Origin of the sequence: Pseudomonas sp. PKS, assembly GCF_051913525.1 — a bacterium.
Lineage (GTDB): Bacteria > Pseudomonadota > Gammaproteobacteria > Pseudomonadales > Pseudomonadaceae > Aquipseudomonas > Aquipseudomonas guariconensis_D.
The window spans coordinates 1-18,449 of sequence record NZ_JBEGDO010000013.1 but is presented as its reverse complement, the minus strand read 5'-3'; the positions used below and the strand labels follow the sequence as shown (position 1 = coordinate 18,449).

Below are 18,449 nucleotides of genomic sequence, written 5' to 3'. Positions count from 1 at the left end.
CTTATTCAAACCTGTGCAATCCATTTGCGGTGCGTATGGATCGACATCAGAACGCCAAACGCTGACAGCAGCGTCACCAACGAAGTTCCGCCATAGCTAATGAAGGGCAGCGGCACGCCAACCACGGGCAGAAGGCCACTGACCATACCGATATTGACGAATACATATACAAAGAAGGTCATGGTCAAGCTGCCTGCGAGCAACTTGCCGAACAATGTCTGGGCCTGGGCGGTGATCACCAGCCCACGGCCGATCAGCAACAGATAAATCAGCAACAACAGGCAGATGCCGACCAGACCGAACTCCTCGCCGAGCACGGCGATGATGAAGTCGGTGTGGCTTTCCGGGAGGAAGTCCAGGTGCGACTGGGTACCCAGCAGCCAGCCTTTGCCGAACACACCGCCCGAGCCGATCGCGGCCTTGGACTGGATGATGTTCCAGCCCGTCCCCAAGGGATCGCTCTCGGGGTCGAGGAAGGTCAGGACCCGCTGCTTCTGGTAGTCGTGCATGACGAAAAACCACATCGCCACCGCCACCGGCACCGCTGCGGCGATCACGCTGATGATCCATCGCCAGCGCAGGCCACCCATGAACAGCACGAAGGCACCCGAGGCCAGGATCAGCAGCGCCGTCCCGAGGTCCGGCTGGCGCACGATGAGAATGAACGGCACGCCGATCAGCACTAGACTGATCGCCACATGCTTGAGGTGCGGCGGCAAGGTGCGCTTGGACAGGTACCAGGCGATGGTCGCAGGCATGATGATTTTCATGAACTCCGAGGGCTGGAAGCGGATCACCCCCGGGATGTTGATCCAACGTGTGGCCCCCATGGCGTTGTGCCCCATGACGTCCACCACCACCAGCAGCAGCACCCCGACCACATAGGCCAAGGGCACCCAACGCGCCATGAAGCGCGGCTCGAACTGGGCGATGACGAACATCGACACCAGGCCGATGCCAAACGAGGTGGCCTGCTTGAGCAGCAAGTCCCAGTTCTTGCCACTGGCCGAATAGAGGACGAACAGGCTGCCGGCCGCCAAGGTCAGCAGGATGACCAGCAAAGGGCCATCGACATGGATGCGCTGCAGGAAGCTCGCGCGCCGACGCATCACGTCCTCGCTGGAGAGCATGCGATCGAAATTGTTCTTCACTGGGCCGATTCCTGGACAACGGTGGCAGGCGCGAACTCAGGTTTGAGCCGGCCGTTCTCGTCGAGCAGCCAGGCGTCCATCACCTGGCGCACGACAGGCGCTGCAACGCCGGAGCCGGACTCGCCGTTCTCGACCATCACCGAGACCACGATCTTCGGATCTTCGGCAGGGGCGAAGGCGACGAACAAGGCGTGGTCCCGGTGGCGCTCCTGGAGTTTGTTGCGGTCGTATTTCTCGCCTTGCTTGATCGCCACCACCTGGGCGGTGCCGCTCTTGCCGGCGATGCGGTACTGGGAGCCGAGCGCGGCCTTGCGGGCGGTACCCCGGGCGCCATGCATTACTTGCTCCATGCCGTGGGTGACCTTGGCCCAGTCGGACTTGTCACGCAGGACGATATCTTCCATCGGGTTCTCGTCCACCGGCGGCTTGCCTTCGATGGTCTTGGCCAGGTGCGGACGGTTCCACTTGCCCTTGTTGGCGATCAACGCAGTGGCCTGGGCCAGTTGCAACGGCGTGGCCTGCATGTAGCCCTGGCCGATCCCAAGGATCAGGGTCTCGCCAGGGAACCAGGCCTGGCGACGGGTCGCGCGCTTCCATTCACGCGATGGCATCAGCCCGGGGGACTCCTCGAACATGTCGAGGGAAACCTTCTGGCCGATGCCGAACTTGTTCATGTAGCTTGATAGGCGATCGATACCCATCTTGTGGGCAAGATCGTAGAAATAGGTGTCATTGGAGCGCATGATCGCAGTGTCCAGGTCGACCCAGCCGTCACCGGTCCGGTTCCAGTTGCGGTACTTGTGGTCGTAGTTGGGCAACTGATAGTAGCCCGGGTCGAACACCCGGCTGCTGGCGGTCACCACGCCGCTGTCCAGCCCGGCGATGGCCACTGCCGGCTTGATGGTCGAGCCGGGCGGATAGAGCCCGCGCAGGACCCGGTTGAACAGCGGCCGGTCGATCGAGTCGCGCAGCTCGGCATAGGCCTTGAAGCTGATGCCGGTGACGAACAGGTTGGGGTCGAAGCTCGGCTGGCTGACCATCGCCAGCACCTCGCCCGTGCGCGGATCCAAGGCCACCAACGCCCCGCGACGCCCGCCCAAGGCGGCCTCGGCAGCCTCCTGCAGCTTGATGTCCAGGCTCAGCACGATGTCCTTGCCAGGCTCAGGGTCGGTGCGCTTGAGCACCCGCAGAACCCGGCCTCGGGCGTTGGTCTCGACTTCCTCGTAGCCCACCTGACCATGCAGCTCGGCCTCGTAGAAGCGCTCGATGCCGGTCTTGCCGATATGGTGGGTGCCGCTGTAGTTGACCGGGTCGAGGCTCTTGAGCTCCTTCTCGTTGATGCGCCCGACATACCCCACCGAATGAGCGAAATGCGCGCCCTGCGGGTAATGGCGCACCAGCTGCGCCGCCACGTCCACGCCCGGCAGACGGAACTGGTTCACCGCAATGCGGGCGATCTGCTCTTCGTTGAGCTCGAACAGGATCGGCACTGGCTCGAATGGCCTGCGCCCCTGTTTCATGCGTTTTTCGAACAGGGCCCGGTCATCGGGAGTCAGCTCCAGCACCTCGACGATGGTGTCGAGCACCTGGTGCCAGTCACCTGAGCGTTCGCGGGTCATGGTCAGACTGAAGCTGGGACGGTTGTCAGCGACGATCACCCCGTTGCGGTCGAAAATCAGCCCGCGGGTCGGCGGGATCGGCTGCACGTGCACCCGGTTGTTTTCCGAAAGCGTGGAGTGGTAGTCGTACTGGATGACCTGCAGGTAGTACAGCCGGGCGATCAGGACGCACACCAGCAGCACGACCGCCACCGCGCCGACCACGACGCGGCTGCGCACCAGGCGGGCGTCTTTCTCATGGTCCTTCAGACGAATCGGCTGCGACATCGGACGGGCTTACAGGCTCATTTGTGGTAAGGGTGCCCGGACAGTACGGTCCAGGCGCGATAGATCTGCTCGCCGATCAGTATCCTTACCAACGGGTGCGGCAGGGTCAGTGGCGACAGCGACCAACGCTGTTCGGCGCGTGCGCAGACCTCCGGCGCCAAGCCTTCCGGGCCTCCCACCATGAGATTGACCGTACGCGCATCCAGGCGCCAACGGTCCAGCTCGCCCGCCAGTTGCTCGGTACTCCAGGGCTTGCCATGGACCTCGAGAGTGACGATGCGTTCCCCGGGCTGAACCTTGGCCAGCATGGCCTCCCCCTCCTGGCGAATCAGGCGGGCGACGTCGGCATTCTTGCCACGGGTATTCAGCGGAATCTCCACCAGCTCCAGCGACAGCTCCGGGGGCAGGCGCTTGGCATATTCATGCCAGCCTTCCTCGACCCAGCGGGGCATGCGCGAGCCGACCGCGATCAGGCGCAGGCGCACAGCGTGTCCTCAGCCCCGGTCCTTGAGGTTTTCGGAATAGCTGTGAGCGTTTTCCGGGCTGTGATGCTTGCCATCGGCGGAGCGGCTCTGCTCGGCACCCAGCCACAGGCGCTCGAGGTCGTAGAACTGACGTGCAGCGGCAGTCATCATGTGCACGATGACGTCGTTGAGGTCCAGCAGGACCCAGTCGCTGTCGCCCTTGCCTTCTTCGCCCAGCGGTTGCACACCCTGGAGCTTGACGATCTCGCGGACCTTTTCAGCCATCGCGTTGATCTGCCGGTTGGAAGTACCGGTGGCGATGATCATGTAGTCGGTCAGGCTGTGCTTTTCACGCACGTCGATGACCTGGATGTCCTGGGCCTTGACGTCTTCCAAAGCCGATTTGGCCAGGTTGACCAGCTCTTCGCCGTTGATTTTCTGCTTGCTCATAAGAAACTCGTTCAATTCATGAATGAGGCGCCTGGTGGCGCCGTCAGTGCGACGCACGGTAAAGGTCGTGCGCCTCGATATAGGCCAGTACTGCGTCCGGCACCAGGAACCGTACCGACTTGCCGCTGGCCAGCAGCTGTCGGATCTGCGTGGCGGACACCGCGAGCGGCGTCTGCCAGACGAACGAAATGTGCCCCGCCGGGCCGGACATGGCGGTGGGATCGCTCTCCGAGCGCGCAGCCAGCAGGTTGCGCAGCTCGTCAGGGGGTTCGACATCAGCATCCGGGCGTTGCAGCACCAGGATGTGACAGTGTTGCAGCAGTTCTTCCCAGCGATGCCAGCTGGGCAGGCCGCAGAACGCGTCCCAACCCAGCACCAGGAACAGCTGGTCGTCCGCGCCGAGTTCGGCGCGGATCGACTCCAATGTATCGATGGTGTAAGACGGTTTGTCCCGCGCGAGCTCCCGCGCATCCACGCTCAACCGCTCGACTCCGGCCACGGCGCAGCGCACCATGGCCAGGCGATCCAGGGGTGCCACCTGCGGGGTGTCGCGGTGCGGTGGCCGGGCGTTGGGCAACAGGCGTAGCTCATCCAACGCCATGAACTCGGCCACTTCCAGCGCGCTGCGCAGGTGACCGATGTGCACGGGGTCGAAGGTGCCGCCGAGAATGCCGATGCGCCGGACTGCCTGGGCCTTGCTCAACTCAGCAGGACTCCTGGCCGCGCAGCTGGCCGTCACCGATCACCACGTACTTCTCGCAGGTCAGCCCTTCCAGGCCGACCGGTCCGCGGGCATGCAGCTTGTCGGTGGAGATGCCGATCTCCGCACCCAGGCCATACTCGAAACCATCGGCAAAGCAGGTTGGGGTGTTGAGCATCACCGAGGCCGAGTCGACCTCGGCCATGAAGCGCCGGGCCTGGCCCTGGTGCTCGGTGATGATCGAATCGGTGTGGTGCGAGCCGTAGTGATTGATGTGCTCGATGGCCGCGTCCAGGCCTTCGACGACACGGATCGACAAGATCGCGTCGAGGTACTCGGTGTGCCAGTCGTCTTCGCTGGCCGGATTGGCGGCGATGATCGCTCGGGTGCGTTCGCAACCGCGCAGTTCGACGCCCTTCTCCTGGAAGCGGCGGGCCATCTCCGGGAGGAACGCCTCGGCAACACTGGCATCCACCAGCAGGGTCTCCATGGCGCCGCAGATGCCGTAGCGATAGGTCTTGGCGTTGAACGCGACGCGCCAGGCCTTGTCCAGGTCGGCATGTTGATCGACATAGACGTGGCAGATGCCGTCCAGGTGCTTGATCACCGGTACTCGGGCGTCACGACTGATGCGCTCGATCAGGCCTCGGCCGCCGCGCGGCACGATCACATCGACGAACTCAGGCATGCTGATCAGCGCGCCCACGGCCGCGCGATCGGTAGTCTCGACCACTTGGACCACCGCCGCCGGCAAGCCAGCCTCGGCCAGGCCGCGCTGGATGCAGGCGGCGATGGCGCGGTTGGAATGAATGGCTTCGGAGCCGCCACGCAGGATGGTGGCGTTGCCAGACTTCAGGCACAGACTCGCGGCGTCGATGGTCACGTTGGGGCGCGACTCGTAGATGATCCCGATCACGCCCAGCGGCACGCGCATCTTGCCGACCTGGATGCCCGACGGGCGGTAGCTCATGTCCCGGATGGCACCGACCGGATCCGGCAGGCTGGCCACTTGGCGCAGGCCGGTGATCATGCCGTCGATGCGCGCCGGGGTCAGGGCCAGGCGATCCAGCAATGCCGGCTCCAGGCCATTGGCGCGGCCGTTGGCCAGGTCCTGTTCGTTGGCTGCTGTCAGCTCGGCGCGGGCGGCGTCCAGGGCGTCTGCGGCGGCCTGCAGGGCGCGGTTCTTCTGCGCGGTGCTGGCACGGCCGATCACGCGCGAGGCCTCACGGGCGGCGCGACCCAGGCGGGTCATGTAGTCAAGAACGGACTCAGTCATGGGCTCGGTGTCTTGGCGAAGGGGAAATCGGCTGATTATAACTGGCACGCTCGGGTACGCCCAGCGGCGGGTGGCGGATGGTCGAAAATGAGCGACAGGATCTGTAGGAAAGATGTAACTACCCATATCGAAATTGCGCCAAACCGATCATGGGGCAAACTGCTGCCTCCGAATATAACCCTGAGCCGGTGGGAGCGGGTTTACCCACGAAAGGGACACCGGTACTCCCCGGTTCAGCCTCGATTAAGCCATTAATTGTTATCATCTGCGCCCCAACCACCACGAGCCGACCGCATGCCAGACACAGCCCCCTGCCCGGCCCGCGCCCTACCCGACAGCTTCTTCGACCGAGACGCCCAGACCCTGGCCCGGGACCTTTTGGGCAAGGTGATCCGCCATCGCCAGGGCAACCTCTGGCTCGCCGCACGCATCATCGAGACCGAGGCCTACTACCTCACCGACAAAGGCAGCCACGCCTCGCTCGGCTACACCGAAAAGCGCAAGGCACTGTTTCTCGATGGCGGGCACATCTACATGTACTACGCCCGCGGCGGCGACTCGCTAAACTTCAGCGCCCACGGCCCGGGCAACGCAGTGCTGATAAAATCCGCCTACCCCTGGGTGGACGCCATTTCAGATGCCAACAGCCTGGCGCAGATGCAACTGAACAACCCCGATGCCAGCGGCAACCTACGCCCGGCCGAACGCCTGTGTGCAGGGCAGACCCTGTTATGTCGAGCCCTGGGCCTGAAAGTGCCGAACTGGGACGCCAAGCGTTTCGACCCTGAGCGCCTGTATGTCGAGGACTGCGGCGCCGTGGTGTCGCAGGTGATCCAGACCACCCGCCTGGGCATCCCCCATGGCCGCGACGAACATCTCCCCTACCGCTTCGTCGATGCCGAATACGCGCGCTTCTGCACACGGAACCCGCTGCGTCGGGGCCAAGTCGAAGGGCGTGATTTTTCCATCCTGAAACAAGGAAGCTGACTCCATGGGCCAATGGCTCGACAGCCTGACCGGCTGGCTCAGCGCCAACCCCCAGTGGCTTGGCCTGGCGATTTTCCTGGTGGCCTGCGTGGAATGCCTGGCCATCGCCGGCATCATCGTGCCGGGGACCGTTCTGCTGTTCGCCGTGGCCGTGCTGGCCGGCAGCGGCGCCTTCAGCCTCGGCGAGACATTGCTGCTGGGCTTTCTCGGCGGACTGCTGGGGGACGCGGTGTCGTACTCACTCGGCAAGCGGTTCCATCAGAACATCCGGCGCCTGCCGCTATTGCGCCATCATCCGGAATGGATCGGCAGCGCCGAGGCCTACTTCCAGCGTTATGGCATCGCCAGCCTCCTGGTAGGACGCTTCATCGGCCCGCTGCGACCGATGCTGCCCATGGTCGCAGGCATGTTCGACATGCCGCTACCGCGCTTCATCGCCGTCAGCCTGCTGGCCGGCGCCGGCTGGTCGGTGGCTTACCTGCTGCCGGGCTGGGCCACCGGGGCGGCCATGCGTCTCCCTCTGCCGGAAGGGTTCTGGCTGGATGCAGGCATCATCGGCGGCACGTTGGCGGTGCTGATCGGCCTTAGCCTCAACAGCAGCCTGCGTGACCAGCGCTACGGCACACGCCTGATCGCCGGCCTGAGCTTCCTCGCCCTGGCGGGCATCTTCCTGGGCTGGCCGTTTCTGCATGAATTCGACCAAGGGATCATGACCCTGGTGCAAGAGCACCGTAGCCAGGCAGTCGATGGCGCCGTGGTGCTGATCACCCGCTTGGGGGATTTTCGTACCCAGCTGTTCCTGGGTGGCGTGCTCACCGGGCTTCTGTTGCTGGCACGGCAGTGGCGTCATGCCCTGTTCGCCGGTGGCGCCCTGATGGGCACGGCGATCGCCAACGGCACGCTGAAATGGCTGTTTGCTCGCGCACGTCCTGAAGTACTGACCGACCCATTGACCAGCTACAGCATGCCCAGCGGCCACAGCTCGGCGGCGTTTGCATTCTTCCTCGTGCTGGCAGTGCTGGCCGGACGTGGCCAGCCGCCGCGCATGCGCCTGACCTGGGTGATGCTGGGCTGTCTGCCAGCACTGGCGATCGCCTTGTCGCGGGTATACCTGGGCGCCCATTGGCCGACCGATATCCTTGCCGGAGCGTTGTTGGCGTGTTGCGTCTGCGCGCTGAGCCTGACCCTGGTGCAGCATCGCCAGCCGCTTCAGGCCTTGCCGCTGCGCGTGTGGTGGCTGGTGCTGCCGGCCTGCGTTGCCCTGCTGGCGTTCTTTGCCCTGCACGCCCTGCCCCAGGCGCTGTTGCGCTACCAATATTGAGACGCGACCACTTCGGTGTACTCCGCCGCATTCGCGGGTAAACCCGTTACTACAGGTCTTGCGCTGTTTTTGTAGGAGCAGGTTTACCCGTGAAAGGGCCCGGACAAGCAATACAAAGGATCGTTGCGTCTACTTCGCTGCACCGAGCCGATCAAGCGAACAGCTCGCCCTGGATGCGGTCCAGCAGGTTCTGGATGGCCTCGAGCCGCAACTGCGGCGAGTCGATGGCCAACAGGTCAAGCTTGTCCTCTTCCATGAAGGGCAACAGGTAGCCCAACTGGTTGGCCAGGGACTGGCACCCGTCCACGGCCCGCGGCATATCCAGCGCTGCCACCATCGGGTGTTCACCTAGCGCTTGCAGCAGCGCCAGCAGATCGTCATCCCGCTCGGACAGCGCGCTGTCCGCAAGCTCCGGCAGCCAGTGCACGTCGCCGACCATCAACTGGTCTTTCTGCACCTCGGTCTGCTCCAGGCGAAAACGCCGCACACCTTCCACGCGAATGCCCAGCAAGCCGTTTTCCTGCTGCACGAAATCGCGGATCAGCGCCTCGCAGCCGACCGAGGCCACCACCGGCGGCGCCTTGCCGACCTGCTCGCCCTCAAGGATGCACACCACGCCGAACCCACCGCCCTGCTTCATGCAACGGCCGATCATGTCCAGGTAGCGCGCCTCGAAAATCTGCAGATCGAGCAGGCAGCCGGGAAACAGCACGGTATCGAGGGGAAACAGCGGTAGCGTCATCTTCACTCCTCACGCCAGCAGGCTGACCGCCAACGGCAGGAACACTGCCGTGGCCACGCCCATCAGGCTCATCGCCAGCGCGGCGAAGGCGCCGCATTCGTCACTTTCCTGCAATGCAACCGAGGTACCCACCGCATGGGCGGTGATGCCCAGGGACATACCGCGCGCCTCAGGGCTGAGCACGCCGAAGCGGGTCAGCAAAGCCGGACCGAAGATCGCCCCAATCACCCCGGTGATCAGCACGAACACCGCCGCCAGGGCCGCCACGCCGCCAATCTGCTCGGCCACCAGCATGGCAATGGGCGATGTCACCGACTTTGGCGCCATGGTCATCAGGATCATGTGCTCGGCCCCGAACCACCCGCCCAGCGCCAGGCACGCCACGGTGGCGAACAGGCCTCCGATTACCAGCGTAGTAAATGTCGGCCAGAACAGTTGGCGGATCCGTCGCAGGTTCAGGTAGAGCGGCACGGCCAACGCCACGGTGGCCGGGCCAAGGAGGATGTAGAGGATCTCGGTGCTCTTGCGATACTCGGTGTAATCAATGCCACACGCCAGCAGTACGCCGATGACCAGCACCATCGACATCAGCACCGGTTGCAGGAAGATCCAGCGGGTTTTCTCGTAGGCCGCCAGCACCACCTGGTAGGCCCCCAAAGTGATGCCGATGCCGAACAGAGGGTGGTGGATGACCGCGTCGAGCGCGCCTTGCCAGTCGAGCATCATGGCTGCTCCTTGTGCTTGCCTTGGCGGTTGATGAGCTTTTGCATCAGCACACCGACGAACACCAGCGTCACCAAGCAGGAGATCACCAAGGCGCCGGCGATGGCCCAGAAGTCCGCCGCGATGTCCTTGGCATAGACCATCACACCCACCGCCGGCGGCACCAGCAGCAACGGCAGGTAGCGCAGCAGGCTGCCGGACGCCTCACTCAAGGGCTTGCCCACTTCACCCCGCACCATCAGCGATACCAGCAACAGCAGCAGGCCAATGATCGGCCCCGGCAAGATGGGCACGAACAGATGATTGATCGCCGTACCCAGCAATTGAAACAACACCAGCCAGGTCAAACCACGCAACAGCATAAGGATCTCCTCCAGGCAGTGCGGCCATTATAAGCATGCGCCCCGCAGCCCTAGTAAGCCGATTTGCGGCGAAAAGATGACAACTTGACTGTAACGGGGCGACCGTGATGATCTTGCACTTCCGTACCAAATCGAGCGCAAGACAATCTGGAGAGTCGCGATGCCCTATGTACCTGTTAGTGCGTTATCGCAGTATGTCGGCAAGGAACTGGGACGTTCCGAGTGGTTGGAGATCGATCAACAACGCATCAACCTGTTTGCCGAGGCCACGGGGGACTTCCAGTTCATCCATGTCGACCCGGACAAGGCCGCCAAGACTCCTTTCGGCGGCACCATCGCCCACGGCTTTTTGACCCTTTCGCTGATTCCCAGGTTGATGGAGGACATTCTCGTCCTGCCCGAAGGCCTGAAGATGGCGCTCAACTACGGGCTGGACAGCGTGCGTTTCATCCAGCCGGTAAAGGTGGACAGCCGAGTGCGCCTGAAAGTCGAGCTGGCCGACGCCACCGAGAAAAAGCCCGGGCAATGGCTGCTCAAGATCACCGCCACCCTGGAAATCGAAGGCGAGGAAAAACCGGCCTATATCGCCGAGCCACTCTCGTTGTGCTTCGTCTGACTCGGGGCCGCCTGCCAGCCCTTCTCGGGTGAACTGCTCCCGCAGGTGCGGCGTTTCTATCAAAAGCACCGCAGCTCTTGTAGGAGCGGGTTTACCCGCGAAGGGGCCGCACAGGCCATAGGCGTGCGGCGCCCAGTACCTCAGCCGACGCATTCTGCGGCATACTCGATGCATCGTTTGCCCGGAATCCGCCATGCGCGCACTGCTGCCCTTCACCTTGATCTTGCTGCTCGCCGCTTGTGGCGAAGGCGAACCCTTGTCGCCACCGGACGCCCGCCTGCCCGACGGGGGCCGCTACCGAGGGCAGGTGGTCGACGGCCTGCTGCAGGGCGAAGGGCGCATCGACTACCCCAATGGCAGCTGGTACGCCGGCACTTTCCTCAACGGCCAATGGCATGGCCAGGGAGAGTGGCACGGCAGCAATGGCGAGGTCTACCGAGGCCAGTTCGCCGAAGGCCTGTTCCACGGCTTGGGCGACCTGACCACACCGGGTAGCCATTACGCCGGCACCTTCAAGCATGGCCGGCGTGACGGCGAAGGCACCCTCAAGCAAAACGACCAGACCTACCGCGGCCAGTTCGCCAACGACCAGTACGAAGGCGCCGGCGAACTGGAGCTGGCCGACGGCAGCCGCTACCAGGGCTTGTTCGCCAAAGGCAAACCCAACGGCGCCGGAGTCCGCAGCGATGCGAGCGGCAATCAGTTCAGTGGCCACTTCGTCGACGGCTTGCTCCAGGGAGCCGGTACCTACGACAGCGTCGAGGGTGAGCAGTACATCGGCGAGTTCAAGGACAACCGCCTCGAAGGCCGCGGGCGTTACGAGAACACCGAAGGTGATGTATGGATCGGTGATTTCAAGGACGGCACCCTGGACGGCCAGGGCGAGATGCTCGGCAGCGATGGCAGCCGCTACAAAGGCGGCTTTCGCGACTGGCAGTTCAGCGGCAAGGGTCACCTGCAGCTCGCCGACGGCAGCCAGTATGTCGGCAGTTTCGAGAACGATGCCTACCAGGGCCATGGCCGGCTGATCCAGGCCAACGGCAAGATCGAAGGCGGGTATTGGGTCAAGGGCGTACGGGTACGCGACGAGAAGAACAAGCAGCTCCCCGACCCGCTGGATCTGGCCTTGCTCAACCAGGGCCAGTTGCTCGAGCGGTCGCTGGCCGGCGTGCCGCCCTCCCAATCACCCATCCAGCTGTACAGCCTGGTTGTGGCAGGCGACGGCCAGCAGAGCGTGTTTCTGCGTGAGGCCGACTACGTCAGCAATATGCTCAAGATCCGCTTCGGCGCCCATGGCCAGATCACCCTGGTCAACCACCGCGACCATATGGCCGATCGCCCCATGGCCACCCGCGAGAACCTTACCCGCGCCGCGCGTACCCTGGCCGAGCGCAGTGGCCCTGAAGACTTGATCTTCATCTACCTCACCAGCCACGGCAGCCCTGACCACCAACTGGTACTCGACCAGCCCCGCCTGCAACTGGCCGACCTGTCCGCCGACGAACTGGCCAGCGCCTTGGCCCCACTCAAGGAGCGCGACAAGGTCATTGTGATCTCGGCCTGCTATTCAGGTGGCTACATCGCCCCACTCAAGGACGACCGCACCCTGATCATGACCGCAGCGCGCCCCGACCGGGTGTCCTTCGGCTGCTCGGAAGAAGCTGACTTCACCTACTTCGGCGACGCCCTGTTCGCCGAGGCGCTGAATCAGACCGACGACCTGAAACAGGCTTTCGAACTGGCGCGCGCCAGTGTTGCCGAACGTGAAAGAAGGGAAGGTTTCGACGCCTCCGAGCCGCAGCTCTGGGCACCGCCTGCGGTGCTTGCACACTGGCAGAGCCTGCGCCGGCAACAGGCCGAGGAAGCCTTGCGCAATGAAGCCCAACCAGTCGGTGGGGAGCAGGCAAAATCGCCTGAGGCCCACTAAGCTTGGTAGTAACAAAGGGAGAGACATCATGTACTTGACGCCTCAGCATGTCCTGCTTGCCGGAGCCACGGGTCTTACGGGTGAACACCTGCTCGACCGCCTGCTCAACGAGCCCACCATCAGCCGGGTGCTGGCGCCGACCCGCCGCCCGCTGGCCGAACACCCACACCTGGAAAACCCCGTGGGTGACCCGGCCGTGTTTCTCCCGCAACTGGCCGGTCGCGTCGATATCGCCTTCTGCTGCCTTGGCACCACGCTCAAGCAGGCAGGCTCGGAAACCGCGTTCCGCGCCGTGGACCTGGACATGGTCGTCGCCTTCAGCAAACGAGCCCGGGAAATGGGCGCCCGTCACCTGCTGGTGGTCAGCGCCCTGGGCGCCGACCCCAAATCGTCGATCTTCTACAACCGGGTCAAGGGCGAGATGGAAGAAGCACTCAAGGCCCAGGACTGGCCACAACTGACCATCGTCCGACCTTCGCTGCTGCTGGGAGAGCGCGTGGAACCACGGGCAAGCGAACGCATCGCCGCCCCCTTCGCCCGCATGATCCCAGGCAAGTACCGAGGCATCGAAGCCTGCACCCTGGCCCGGGCGCTGTGGCGCTTGGCCTTGGAGGAAGAGGACGGGATTCGGATCGTCGAGTCCGACGAGTTGCGCAAGCTGGGCAAGAAATAGCCTAGACCTGCCAGACCTATTCGCACGTAACCCCGCTCCCACCTGACCTGCGCAAGCCTCTGTGGGAGCGGGCCTACCCGCGAAAGCGCTTTACAGACCACCCGTTGCGTTGAACCCCACCCCTGCCGCTGTCAGCAACGACAGCGGCAATAACAACGTGTCCAGCAATGCGCTGCCCGGCAGGTCCAACCCCGGGTAAGCCGGCGCCTGGGCGCCAAAGCGATCCTCAGGGCAGCAGCCGCCGTTCATCACATACAGGTCCAGCCGCGTCCCTGCGTATACCACTGGCGCCCCAGGCTTGTTGGCATCCAAGGTGCGCACGGTCGCACAGCCACTGAGCAGCACCACCGCCAGCAGCCCCATCAACAGTCGACTCAATCGTCAGCCCCGAAATGATGCTCACCCCAGCGCGGCAACATGTCCTGGGGGATGTTCAGCAGATTGAGGATACGCGCCACGACGAAGTCGACCAGATCGTCGATGGTCTGGGGCTGGTGATAGAAGCCCGGGGCCGCCGGCAGGATCACTGCGCCCATCTGCGACAGCTTGAGCATGTTCTCCAGGTGGATGGTCGAAAATGGCGCCTCGCGCGGCACGAGGATCAACTGACGGCGCTCCTTGAGGGTGACGTCCGCGGCACGCTCGATCAGGTTATTGCAGGCTCCCGTGGCGATGGCCGACAACGTTCCGGTGGAGCACGGCACCACCACCATCGCTGCCGGCGCACCGGAGCCGGAGGCCACCGGCGCCATCCAGTCTTCCTTGCCGTACACGCGGATCTGCCCGTCGGCAGCGCCTGTGTATTCGGTAAGGAAGGTCTGCATCGCTTGAGGCTTGGCCGGCAGTACCACATCGGTCTCGGTGGCCATCACCAATTGCGCGGCCTTGGAGATCAGAAAGTGTACCTCCCGGTCCTCGCGCACCAGGCAATCGAGCAGGCGCAGGCCATATTGCGCCCCGGAGGCGCCGGTCATGGCCAGGGTGATGCGCTCCGGCCCGCTCACTTGAGGGCCTCGGCCAGTTTGCCGTGCAGTCCGCCAAAGCCGCCGTTGCTCATGATGACCACGTGGGTGCCTGGACGCGCCTGGCCTTTGACCCGTTCGATGATCGCCTCGAGGCTGTCGGCCACTACCGAGGGTACCTTGCACTGCGCTGCGGTGGCCGCCAGGTCCCAGCCCAGGTTGGGGGGGGCGTACCAGATCACTTGGTCGGCGTGCTCGACGCTGTCCGGCAGACCGTCACGGTGGGCACCCAGCTTCATGGAGTTGGAGCGCGGCTCGATCACCGCGATCACCGGCGCCTCGCCGACGCGCTTGCGCAGCCCGTCGAGGGTGGTGGCGATGGCGGTCGGGTGGTGGGCGAAGTCGTCATAGATGGTCACGCCTTGAACCTCGGCGACCTTCTCCATCCGCCGCTTGACGCTCTTGAAAGCGCTCAGGCCTTCGATGGCCATGGCCGGCGCCACCCCGACATGACGAGCCGCAGCCAAGGTCGCCAGGGCGTTGGCGACGTTGTGCTGGCCGGTCAGCTCCCACTGGACAACCCCTTGGACCACGCCTTCGAACAACACCTCGAAGTGAGAGCCATCGGCGCTCAGCAGGCGCGCCTGCCATTGGCCGCCCTCGCCCGTGGTTTGCACCGGCGTCCAGCAACCCATGCCGATGACACGCTCCAAGGCCTGCTCGGTGGTGGGATGGATGACCAGGCCTTCGCTGGGGATGGTTCGTACCAAGTGGTGGAACTGCCGCTCGATGGACGCCAGATCTGGGAAAATGTCCGCATGATCGAACTCAAGGTTGTTGAGGATCGCCGTGCGGGGGTGGTAGTGGACGAACTTCGAGCGCTTGTCGAAGAAGGCGCTGTCGTATTCGTCGGCTTCGACGACGAAGAACGGCGTGCCGCCCAAGCGTGCCGATACCGAGAAGTTCTGGGGCACGCCGCCGATCAAGAAGCCCGGGCTCATGCCTGCATGTTCCAGCACCCAGGCCAGCATGCTGCTGGTGGTGGTCTTGCCGTGGGTGCCGGCCACTGCCAGCACCCAACGGCCCTGCAGCACGTGATCGGCCAGCCACTGCGGGCCGGAGACATAGGGCAGCCCCTTGTTCAGCACGTACTCCACGGCCGGGTTGCCCCGGGACATGGCGTTGCCGATCACCACCAGGTCAGGCGCCGGCTCCAGCTGGGCCGGATCGTACCCTTGGGTCAACTGGATGCCCTGGGCCTCCAACTGAGTGCTCATGGGGGGATAGACGTTGGCGTCGGAGCCGGTGACCCGATGGCCAAGCTCCTTGGCCAGCACCGCCAGCGAACCCATGAAAGTGCCGCAAATACCGAGAATGTGAATGTGCATGGTCGACCTCGCAAAACGTCGGGGCAGGTTAGCCCAGGGCGAGGGAAATCGCACTCGCTGTTTCGCTCAACCCGCCCTGGCGATGCCGTGTTTGCGCAGTTTTCGATACAAGGTGTTGCGGCTGATGCCCAGATGCTCGGCGACATGCGTCATGTGCCAGTGTTTTGCCTCTAGCACCGCCAGCAGCGCGTCCCGCTCGGCATGCTCGAGCGTTGCCGGGTCTCTGTGAGATCGGGCCTGCCCCACGGTGGCGCAAGCAGGGTCGACGTCGTTGACTCGCTCGCGGGACAAACCCGCCACCACCGAGTCGGCACCCACTTTCACGATGGCTGGCAAGTCGGAAAACTCGATGCGATTGTCTTCACACAGGGCCACTAGCGTACGCAGCACATTGCGCATCTGCCGCACGTTGCCTGGCCAGGCAAAGTCCAGCAACGCCTGGCGAGCGGATGGTGCGAGGTCGATGGCCTGGCCAGTGGCCTCCTGGCGCAACAGGAAGTCGAGCAACTGCACCTTGTCGCTGCGCTCGCGCAACGCCGGCAGCGCCACTTCCAGGCCGTTGAGCCGGTAATACAGGTCCTCGCGGAAGCTGCCCTCGCCCACCCGTTCCAACAGGTCACGGTGGGTGGCGCTGATGATCCGTACATCCACCGCCTGGGGCTCACCCCCGATCGGCACCACCTGGCGCTCCTCCAGCACCCGCAGCAGGCGGGTCTGCAGGGCCAGCGGCATGTCGCCGATCTCGTCGAGCAGCAAGGTGCCACCGTCGGCCTGCAGCAGCTTGCCGCGCATGCCCTCCTTGCGTGCCCCAGTGAAACTGCCACCGCGATAGCCGAACAGCTCACTCTCGATCAGGCTCTCCGGGATCGACGCGCAATTGATGGCCACGAATGGCTTGTCGCGACGCTGACTGGCCTGGTGCACGGCCTGGGCGAACGCCTCCTTGCCGCAGCCGGTCTCGCCGCACAGCAGCAGCGGCACGTCACGTTCAAAGACCCGCACGGCGCGGCGCAAGTCCTGCTCCAGTGCAGGGTCGACCACGCAAATACCCGTGGGAATGTCACGCCGGACCTCGGGCAGGCTCGCCGGCACCGACCAGACGGATGCCCGTGCCTGGCCACGCAGGGTGGCGAACACTTGGCGGCCATCGCGGGTATGCAGCGGCCAGGCCGTGCTGCCTTGGGGTGTGGCGCGACTGAACAGCTCGTCATGACCACAGGCGAAGAACATTCCCACCGGCTTGCCGAGCATACCGCCGCGAATGGTGCCCAGCAGGTTCAATGCGCTCTGGTTGACCGCGCAGATGCGGCCGTCACCATCGAATGCCACCAGCCCTTCACTGAACAGCCCGACCGACTCGGCCTGCAGGTGGAAACGCAGCAGCCACTGATGCTCGAAATGACGCAGGAAATAGCAGCTCTCGATCATTTTTGCCGACAGGTTGACCAGCGCCATCGTGTGGAACTGGCTCTGTCGCGAGACCTCCGGGCGGGCCGAAGACACATCGAGTACCGCCAGCAGTTCTCCGTGGGGATCGAACACCGGGCTCGCCGAACAGGTCAGGCCGGTATGGCGGCCGCGGAAGTGCTCGCCTTGATGAATGGTCAGGGCCTGGCGCTCGACCAGGCAGGTGCCGATGCCATTGGTGCCTTCACGTGCCTCGCTCCAGTCGGCACCCAGCCATAGCCCGGCACGCTCGAAGATGCGTCGCTCGGTGGGGGCGGTCACGCAATTGAGGATCACGCCACGAGCATCGGTCAGCAACACGGCATGGCCGGCGCCGGAAAGCTGCTGGTGCAGGCTGTTCATTTCTGTGTCGGCGATCTGCAGCACCTGCTGCAGGCGTTCGCGGCTTTCCAGCAGGCGACCATGTTCCAGCACCACAGGCGCCTGGGCCTGGGCCGGGTCGAGATGATAGTCCTCCAGGCAACGCAGCCAGGAGCGCGCGATCGAAGGGTCGCTGCCTGGCCCGCTGGCCTGGCCACTGGCGACCGTGAGCACCTGGTGGGCATGGCGGCTGAACGAGTTGCTCTGCATTGTTGTTCTTCTCCGCAGATAGAGCGTTGCGCCAGCATCCTCCACCTGTCAGCGCATTGCAACGACACGCTGACCACTGAGTCATATGCTGTACCGGGAGCGGTACAAAATGTCACGACAGGCGTGCCACTGTTGCCACAGCCGCCCCCCGCACTTCCTCACCGCATCAGGCAAAGCCCTTGATCTACAAGGGGCGCACGGCACTGGCCCGACCTTTGCTCTACGCTTTTCAACTCCGCAACAAACACAATAGCCAGGAGACACACCATGCGTTACGCACATCCGGGTACCGAAGGCGCGAAAATTTCCTTCAAGAGCCGCTACGGCAACTACATCGGCGGTGAGTTCGTTCCTCCGGTCAAGGGTGAATACTTCACCAATACCTCCCCGGTGAACGGCCAGCCGATCGCCGAATTCCCACGCTCCACTGCCGAAGACATCGACAAAGCCCTGGATGCCGCCCACGCCGCCGCCGACGCTTGGGGCCGCACCTCGGTGCAAGACCGCTCCAATGTGCTGCTCAAGATCGCCGACCGCATCGAGCAGAACCTGGAGATCCTGGCCATCACCGAAACCTGGGACAACGGCAAGCCGATCCGCGAAACCCTCAACGCCGACATCCCGCTGGCGGTCGATCACTTCCGCTACTTCGCCGGCTGCATCCGCGCCCAGGAAGGCGGCGCCGCCGAGATCAACGAAAACACCGTGGCCTATCACATCCACGAGCCACTGGGCGTGGTCGGGCAGATCATCCCGTGGAACTTCCCGCTGCTGATGGCCGCCT

The 18,449-nt window shown here is 64.1% G+C and carries 19 protein-coding genes; 6 read left to right on the top strand and 13 right to left on the bottom strand.

Going from position 1 to position 18,449, the window contains the following annotated elements:
• Positions 1–5 precede the first annotated feature (5 nt).
• From rodA to ABOA88_RS14585, 6 genes are read right to left on the bottom strand one after another with little or no spacing between them, the layout of a single operon-like run.
• Positions 6–1,109, bottom strand: a complete 1,104-nt coding sequence (gene rodA, locus ABOA88_RS14610; RefSeq protein ID WP_196170200.1) for a rod shape-determining protein RodA — start codon at positions 1,107–1,109, stop codon at positions 6–8.
• A 38-nt stretch (positions 1,110–1,147) separates the two neighbouring features.
• Entirely contained in the window at positions 1,148–3,037 is a 1,890-nt protein-coding gene (gene mrdA / locus ABOA88_RS14605; protein ID WP_196170184.1) for a penicillin-binding protein 2, read from the bottom strand.
• 17 nt (positions 3,038–3,054) lie between these two features.
• Positions 3,055–3,522 carry a 23S rRNA (pseudouridine(1915)-N(3))-methyltransferase RlmH gene (gene rlmH / locus ABOA88_RS14600; RefSeq protein ID WP_043211172.1) on the bottom strand — a complete coding sequence of 156 codons (468 nt, stop codon included), beginning with the start codon at positions 3,520–3,522 and terminating at the stop codon, positions 3,055–3,057.
• 9 nt (positions 3,523–3,531) lie between these two features.
• Entirely contained in the window at positions 3,532–3,951 is a 420-nt protein-coding gene (gene rsfS / locus ABOA88_RS14595; RefSeq protein WP_043211169.1) for a ribosome silencing factor, read from the bottom strand.
• A gap of 43 nt (positions 3,952–3,994) precedes the next feature.
• Positions 3,995–4,654 carry a nicotinate-nucleotide adenylyltransferase gene (nadD, locus tag ABOA88_RS14590; protein WP_367851780.1) on the bottom strand — a complete coding sequence of 220 codons (660 nt, stop codon included), beginning with the start codon at positions 4,652–4,654 and terminating at the stop codon, positions 3,995–3,997.
• 1 nt (position 4,655) lies between these two features.
• Entirely contained in the window at positions 4,656–5,927 is a 1,272-nt protein-coding gene (locus ABOA88_RS14585) for a glutamate-5-semialdehyde dehydrogenase (RefSeq protein WP_196170186.1), read from the bottom strand.
• A gap of 294 nt (positions 5,928–6,221) precedes the next feature.
• Between ABOA88_RS14585 and ABOA88_RS14580 the strand changes: the two genes are divergently transcribed.
• Positions 6,222–6,914, top strand: coding sequence for a DNA-3-methyladenine glycosylase (locus ABOA88_RS14580; RefSeq protein ID WP_196170187.1), 693 nt, complete (start codon positions 6,222–6,224; stop codon positions 6,912–6,914).
• Positions 6,915–6,918: 4 nt separating this feature from the next.
• On the top strand, positions 6,919–8,235 hold the full coding sequence (locus tag ABOA88_RS14575) for a bifunctional DedA family/phosphatase PAP2 family protein (protein ID WP_196170188.1): 1,317 nt from the start codon (positions 6,919–6,921) through the stop codon (positions 8,233–8,235).
• A 151-nt stretch (positions 8,236–8,386) separates the two neighbouring features.
• Here ABOA88_RS14575 and ABOA88_RS14570 read toward each other — a convergent pair whose 3' ends face one another.
• The 3 genes from ABOA88_RS14570 to ABOA88_RS14560 are packed head-to-tail and all read right to left on the bottom strand — an operon-like array spanning position 8,387 to position 10,062.
• Complete coding sequence (locus tag ABOA88_RS14570; protein ID WP_196170189.1) at positions 8,387–8,977, bottom strand: LON peptidase substrate-binding domain-containing protein; 591 nt, start codon at positions 8,975–8,977, stop codon at positions 8,387–8,389.
• A gap of 9 nt (positions 8,978–8,986) precedes the next feature.
• Entirely contained in the window at positions 8,987–9,703 is a 717-nt protein-coding gene (locus ABOA88_RS14565; protein ID WP_196170190.1) for an LrgB family protein, read from the bottom strand.
• Positions 9,700–10,062, bottom strand: coding sequence for a CidA/LrgA family protein (locus tag ABOA88_RS14560; protein WP_070092174.1), 363 nt, complete (start codon positions 10,060–10,062; stop codon positions 9,700–9,702). Before ABOA88_RS14560 ends, ABOA88_RS14565 begins: the two co-directional genes overlap by 4 nt.
• Before the next feature lie 160 nt (positions 10,063–10,222).
• On the opposite strand from ABOA88_RS14560, the gene ABOA88_RS14555 reads away from it, so the two are divergent.
• The 3 genes from ABOA88_RS14555 to ABOA88_RS14545 all read left to right on the top strand — a co-directional run bounded on the left by ABOA88_RS14555 (position 10,223) and on the right by ABOA88_RS14545 (position 13,278).
• Positions 10,223–10,678 carry a MaoC family dehydratase gene (locus ABOA88_RS14555; RefSeq protein ID WP_196170191.1) on the top strand — a complete coding sequence of 152 codons (456 nt, stop codon included), beginning with the start codon at positions 10,223–10,225 and terminating at the stop codon, positions 10,676–10,678.
• A gap of 193 nt (positions 10,679–10,871) precedes the next feature.
• Entirely contained in the window at positions 10,872–12,605 is a 1,734-nt protein-coding gene (locus ABOA88_RS14550) for a C13 family peptidase (protein WP_367851781.1), read from the top strand.
• Between the two features lie 28 nt (positions 12,606–12,633).
• Positions 12,634–13,278 (top strand): oxidoreductase, encoded by a 645-nt coding sequence (locus tag ABOA88_RS14545; protein WP_196170193.1) that lies wholly within the window; start codon positions 12,634–12,636, stop codon positions 13,276–13,278.
• Positions 13,279–13,368: 90 nt separating this feature from the next.
• On the opposite strand, the gene ABOA88_RS14540 is transcribed toward ABOA88_RS14545, so the two are convergent.
• The 4 genes from ABOA88_RS14540 to ABOA88_RS14525 form a co-directional block, all read right to left on the bottom strand.
• On the bottom strand, positions 13,369–13,656 hold the full coding sequence (locus ABOA88_RS14540; RefSeq protein ID WP_070576668.1) for a YceK/YidQ family lipoprotein: 288 nt from the start codon (positions 13,654–13,656) through the stop codon (positions 13,369–13,371).
• Positions 13,653–14,282, bottom strand: coding sequence for a flavin prenyltransferase UbiX (gene ubiX, locus ABOA88_RS14535; protein WP_196170194.1), 630 nt, complete (start codon positions 14,280–14,282; stop codon positions 13,653–13,655). Before ubiX ends, ABOA88_RS14540 begins: the two co-directional genes overlap by 4 nt.
• Positions 14,279–15,628 carry a UDP-N-acetylmuramate:L-alanyl-gamma-D-glutamyl-meso-diaminopimelate ligase gene (mpl, locus tag ABOA88_RS14530; RefSeq protein ID WP_196170195.1) on the bottom strand — a complete coding sequence of 450 codons (1,350 nt, stop codon included), beginning with the start codon at positions 15,626–15,628 and terminating at the stop codon, positions 14,279–14,281. Before mpl ends, ubiX begins: the two co-directional genes overlap by 4 nt.
• 66 nt (positions 15,629–15,694) lie before the next feature.
• The gene (locus tag ABOA88_RS14525; RefSeq protein ID WP_367851782.1) at positions 15,695–17,665 is read right to left on the bottom strand and encodes a sigma-54-dependent Fis family transcriptional regulator; all 1,971 of its coding nucleotides are present in this window, start codon (positions 17,663–17,665) and stop codon (positions 15,695–15,697) included.
• A 267-nt stretch (positions 17,666–17,932) separates the two neighbouring features.
• On the opposite strand from ABOA88_RS14525, the gene ABOA88_RS14520 reads away from it, so the two are divergent.
• Positions 17,933–18,449, top strand: a 517-nt coding sequence (locus ABOA88_RS14520; protein WP_440127980.1) for an aldehyde dehydrogenase family protein, incomplete at its 3' end; no start/stop codon positions are given.